Source organism: Anoxybacillus sp., from assembly GCF_036834105.1.
In the GTDB taxonomy this organism is placed as follows: domain Bacteria; phylum Bacillota; class Bacilli; order Bacillales; family Anoxybacillaceae; genus Anoxybacillus.
Genome location: NZ_DAITON010000148.1, coordinates 1 through 5222, shown reverse-complemented (window position 1 = coordinate 5222; position 5222 = coordinate 1). Strand labels below are relative to the sequence as shown.

Genomic DNA, 5222 nt, shown 5'->3' with positions numbered 1-5222 from the left:
TCCTCCTTCCTTGACTTGGGGTTGCATCAGGGGCAGGTTGACGACTACCCAACGACATAGGTCATGCCTATATCGCTACCGAGTGGCTCGGCATGTCTGTAGGCAGTACTTGACTTCCACGCACAACAGACGGATGTACGTTCGATGTTTTACGGTTGCAACGTTTCCTGCAACCAACTCCTTACATCGAGTAACGGGAATTGGAGTGCCTTGATTCAACGGTTTTCTCCATATTCTTATTCTATCATATACAAAAGAAAGGAGGAAGGGCGATTCCTCCCCGACTTTCGCTCTCGCTTAGAAGTCGGGGTCTCCTCGCCAAAGATGATGAAGAAAGGAATTATTAGTCTTGGTGAAGCGTTAATTGATTTTATTCCGCTCGATGCAACAAATCGGGTTTACCAAAAAAGTCCTGGTGGGGCGCCAGCGAATGTCGCGGTCGGTGTCGCACGGCTTGGCATACCATCGACATTTGTTGGAAAAGTCGGACGTGACGTACTCGGTGTCTTTTTGAAAGAAACGCTCGATGAATACGGTGTCAACACAACTTCGCTTCAATTTAGTGACGATGTTCGCACAGGTGTCGTTTTTGTAACGTTAGCTGAAAACGGAGAACGAAGCTTTGATTTTTACATTAATCCGAGTGCCGATCGCTTTTTAAGCGAAAAGGAAGTGGATGAGTCGTTATTTTTGACGCATCGCATTTTCCATTTTGGTTCTATTTCACTTATTAGCGAACCAGCACGAAGCGCGACAAAGCGGGCTGTTATGTTAGCTAAAGAAAATGGAATGATCGTCTCGTATGACCCGAATTTACGTCTCGGTCTGTGGGAAAACGAACAACAAGCTCGCGAAATGATTATATCTATGTTAACTGAAGCGGACGTATTGAAAATTTCCGAAGAGGAATTGACATTTATTACAGGGGAAGAAGATATTCAAAAAGGTGTAGATGCCCTTGCTTCTTACAACATTCCACTTATTGTCGTCACGCTAGGAGAAAACGGAAGTTATGCGTTCACGAGGGAAGGATCGGTATTTACCCCAGCGCTTAAAGTAGAGGCGGTGGATACGACAGGGGCAGGAGATGCGTTTGTTTCCGGTATGCTTTATTGCTTACATGAGCAAGAAGGGGCGATCGACGACTTGTCGCTTGCGGAAGTTGAACAAATGGCGCGTTTTGCGAGTGTTTCAGGGGCGCTAGCTGCATCAACAAAAGGGGCGATGACAGCTTTACCGACGCGTGATGAAGTCGAACGAATTTTACGAGAAGGTTGGTCGAGATGAAATCGCTCATACAATTAGCTGAGGAAGAAATAAAAAAGTATGCCTCGATTGTTGAAAGTGATCCGAATCGCTTGCGCTATCATTTAATGCCTCCTGTCGGACTAATGAACGATCCAAATGGACTCATTTACTGGCGCGGCGAATACCATGTATTTTATCAATGGATGCCGTTTCAAACGACACATGGGGCGAAATTTTGGGGGCATTATACGTCGCGCGACCTTATTCATTGGCAAACACAAGTGCCAGCGCTAGCTCCGGACGAATGGTTTGACCGAAACGGTTGCTATTCAGGGAGTGCTGTAGACAATGACGGTGTATTGACGCTTTTTTATACAGGAAATGTAAAAGATGATCAAGGAATGCGACATACGTATCAATGCATGGCGATATCAAATGACGGCCTTCACTTTGAAAAAAAGGGGGTTGTTATTCACCTCCCGGACGGTTATACTGCTCATTTTCGAGATCCAAAAGTTTGGAAGCATGAAAATACATGGTACATGGTTATCGGTGCTCAAAGCGCTCAACTAGACGGAAAGGCAGTATTATTCCGTTCCCGCGATCTTGTGCATTGGGAACATGTAGGGGCTATTGCAGGCGGTGAGAACGGAAATTTCGGTTACATGTGGGAGTGTCCAGATGTATTCCGTTTGGGTGGAAAAGATGTTCTCATCGTCTGTCCACAAGGATTACAACCAGAAGGTATGCATTACCAAAACGTATATCAAGCAGGATATTTCGTCGGACAGATGAACTATGAGACGGGGCAATATGCACATGGCACATTCACTGAATTAGATCGAGGATTTGAATTTTATGCTCCGCAAACGATGGTTGATGAATACGGTCGCCGTATTATGATCGCCTGGATGGGCGTTCCCGACCAAGATGAAGATAAACATCCAACGATTGCTTACCGATGGGTACATGCATTAACGTTGCCTCGCGAACTCGTTTTAGTTGGCGATAAATTATATCAACGACCGATTGAGCAGTTGCAGTTGCTCCGAAGCGACGAAGTTCACTATCCAAATGTATCGTTGCATAAAGAAACGATGCAATTTGATGGAGTGGAAGGAAAAACGGTTGAGCTGTTACTTAAGCATATTGAAGGTCAAGGTGTTTTATCCATTGACATACAAAACGATGTTTCGTTTTCATATGATTTTGAGAAAAGGGTGGCCACGCTACAACGTGAAAGCTTTGCACGGCGAGGTGAAAAAGAAAAAAGACAGTGCGTTTTATCGAATTTGCGAACACTCCATATATTCATCGATACATCGTCCATCGAAATTTTCTTAAATGAAGGTGAAGAAGTGTTTACAGCACGGTTTTTCCCACATGAGAAAAACGAACATATTGTATTTAAAACAAATGGACGAGCCGCGTTTCGCTTATACAAATGGAAATTATGTTAAAACTTTTGCTTGTCAAATGTTCAACTGCTTTCGTATGATAAAAGAAAAGGGAGTATTCCTTCAAATTATGGAAGGTTGCTCCTTTTTCATTCAATGACAAAAGGTGATGAAGCGATGGAGCAAGATAAGTTAAAAAAAGTAGTGGAAGCTGCGAAGTTGTATTATTTGCTAGATTACAACCAAAATGATATTGCCAAAAAGCTCGGCGTGTCGCGACCGACCGTGTCCCGTTTATTGCAGCAAGCAAAAGAAGAAGGAATTGTAGAAATTAAAATTAACGATCCGGCTGAAGATATTCAACAGTTAGCAAAACAGCTTGAACAAAAGTTCAATCTCAAGAAAGCAATTGTTGTGTCCGTTCCTGAACATCAAGATGGCATTATTAAAAAATATGTTGGAAAAGAGGCAGCTGAATATTTACGTTCAATCGTAAAAGACGGTGATGTCATTGGCGTGACATGGGGGACGACGCTGTATCATGTTGCGTTACAGCTTAAACATAAGCATGTGAAGGATGTCAAAGTCGTTCAATTAAAAGGTGGCGTCAGTTTGTCGGAAACGAATACGTTCGCTTCTGATATTTTACATTTGTTTGGAAGCGCATTCAATGCAACGGTACATCACTTGCCTCTCCCGGCCATCGTCGATCATGTCGTTGTTAAGCAAGCGATGGAAGCCGACCGCCACATTCGTAAAATTCTCGATCTCGGTCGCCAGGCAAACATTGCAGTATTTACGATTGGGTCCATTAAATCGGAGTCGCTACTTTTCCAGCTCGGCTATTTTACAGATGCCGACTTGCAAATGATTTATTCAAAAGCGGCTGGCGACATTTGTTCACGCTTTTTTGACCAAAATGGAGAGTTATGTAGCGAAGAGCTAAATGAGCGTACGCTTGGCATCGAATTAGAAGAGTTAAGAAAAAAAGAATATTCGATTGTCATCGCTGGTGGGATTCATAAAGTAGCAGGCATATATGGCGCGTTAAAAGGCAAGTATGCCAACGTGTTAGTGACAGATCAATTTACTGCGGAATGTTTGTTAGAAAAAGAATAAAAAAACGACAAACGGGGGAAAAGAAAAAAGCCCCCTTTTATTTATGTATTTATGCAAAAAGGAAGAAACATTTAGCGAAACCATGAATTTTCTTTGACATTTGTTCATGTTAACGTTTACATATGTTCTTTTTCCTGTTATATTGATTACGTAATCAAAATTCAGCTTATAGGAGTGTTCAACATGAATATCGTTTGGGGACTTGTTGGTATTGTCGTTGTCCTTGGGATCGCTTTTCTTTCTTCAAACAACCGCAAAGCGATTAATCCGCGAACGATTTTAGGTGGTCTCGCGATTCAAGTCGCTTTTGCGTTTATCGTTTTAAAATGGGAAGCAGGGAAAGCAGCATTGCAGTGGTTAACAAATGGTGTCACAAACATTATTAACTATGCGAACGAAGGAATTAACTTTTTGTTCGGTGGTGTGTTTGCGGCAAAAGGAATTGGATTTGTGTTTGCGTTCCAAGTGTTGCCGGTCGTCATTTTCTTCTCCGCATTAATTTCTGTTCTTTACTACATTGGTGTGATGCAATGGATTATCAAAATGATCGGTGGTCCGCTTGCGAAATTGCTCGGAACGAGCAAAGCGGAGTCTATGTCAGCAGCGGCAAACATTTTCGTCGGTCAAACGGAAGCGCCTCTTGTTATTCGTCCGTATTTATCTAAAATGACACAATCGGAATTGTTTGCAGTTATGACAGGAGGATTGGCATCTGTTGCTGGTTCTGTGCTCGTTGGTTACTCGCTTTTAGGTGTTCCGCTTGAATATTTACTTGCGGCAAGTTTCATGGCAGCGCCAGCAGGATTAGTTATGGCGAAAATGATTGTGCCAGAAACAGAGCCGATTAAAGAAGATGAGCATTTTGAGATGGAAAAAGACGAAGAATCAACAAACGTCATCGACGCAGCTGCGCGCGGAGCAAGCGATGGTTTGAAGTTAGCGTTAAATATCGGTGCGATGTTGTTAGCGTTTATCGCTCTTATTGCGTTAATTAATGGGTTGCTTAGCGGCATCGGTAATTTGTTTAATTACGAAGGTTTGACGCTTCAGAACATTTTAGGATTCCTCTTTGCGCCTATTGCATTTGCGATTGGTGTACCGTGGTCTGAAGCGGTGACAGCTGGTGGATTTATCGGACAAAAATTAATTTTAAACGAATTTGTTGCGTATTCATCATTCGCACCACAAATTCCAGATTTATCTGCAAAAACGGTAGCGATCGTTAGCTTTGCGCTATGTGGATTTGCTAATATTTCTTCGATGGGTATTTTACTTGGTGGATTAGGAAGCTTAGCGCCAAATCGTCGTAGCGACATTGCGCGCATGGGCTTAAAAGCTGTCCTTGCTGGTATGCTTGCTTCATTGTTAAGCGCATCCATTGCGGGTATGTTTATTTAAAAAACAAGTCCTGCGGTAATATGTCAAGGTGAAAAATCATCGAAATTGGAAATTCGATTG

General features: G+C 42.6%; 4 protein-coding genes. All 4 read left to right on the top strand.

Annotated features, from left to right (window positions below; translation table 11 throughout):
- Nucleotides 1-327: 327 nt before the first annotated feature.
- The 4 genes from V7Z64_RS11655 to V7Z64_RS11640 all read left to right on the top strand — a co-directional run bounded on the left by V7Z64_RS11655 (nucleotide 328) and on the right by V7Z64_RS11640 (nucleotide 5162).
- Nucleotides 328-1287, top strand: a complete 960-nt coding sequence (locus tag V7Z64_RS11655) for an aminoimidazole riboside kinase (protein ID WP_297990668.1) — start codon at nucleotides 328-330, stop codon at nucleotides 1285-1287.
- Entirely contained in the window at nucleotides 1284-2708 is a 1425-nt protein-coding gene (locus tag V7Z64_RS11650) for a glycoside hydrolase family 32 protein (protein ID WP_297990667.1), read from the top strand. The genes V7Z64_RS11655 and V7Z64_RS11650 overlap by 4 nt, the downstream gene beginning before the upstream one ends.
- A 114-nt stretch (nucleotides 2709-2822) precedes the next feature.
- Nucleotides 2823-3764 (top strand): sugar-binding transcriptional regulator, encoded by a 942-nt coding sequence (locus V7Z64_RS11645; protein WP_297990666.1) that lies wholly within the window; start codon nucleotides 2823-2825, stop codon nucleotides 3762-3764.
- Between the two features lie 183 nt (nucleotides 3765-3947).
- Entirely contained in the window at nucleotides 3948-5162 is a 1215-nt protein-coding gene (locus V7Z64_RS11640; RefSeq protein WP_026011437.1) for a NupC/NupG family nucleoside CNT transporter, read from the top strand.
- Nucleotides 5163-5222: the final 60 nt, after the last annotated feature.

Excerpts from the sequence above, each read along its gene's own strand:
- V7Z64_RS11640 (WP_026011437.1), top strand. The coding sequence starts at position 3,948 with ATGAATATCGTTTGGGGACTTGTTGGTATTGTCGTTGTCCTTGGGATC.
- V7Z64_RS11650 (WP_297990667.1), top strand. The coding sequence starts at position 1,284 with ATGAAATCGCTCATACAATTAGCTGAGGAAGAAATAAAAAAGTATGCC.
- V7Z64_RS11655 (WP_297990668.1), top strand. The coding sequence starts at position 328 with ATGAAGAAAGGAATTATTAGTCTTGGTGAAGCGTTAATTGATTTTATT.
- V7Z64_RS11645 (WP_297990666.1), top strand. The coding sequence starts at position 2,823 with ATGGAGCAAGATAAGTTAAAAAAAGTAGTGGAAGCTGCGAAGTTGTAT.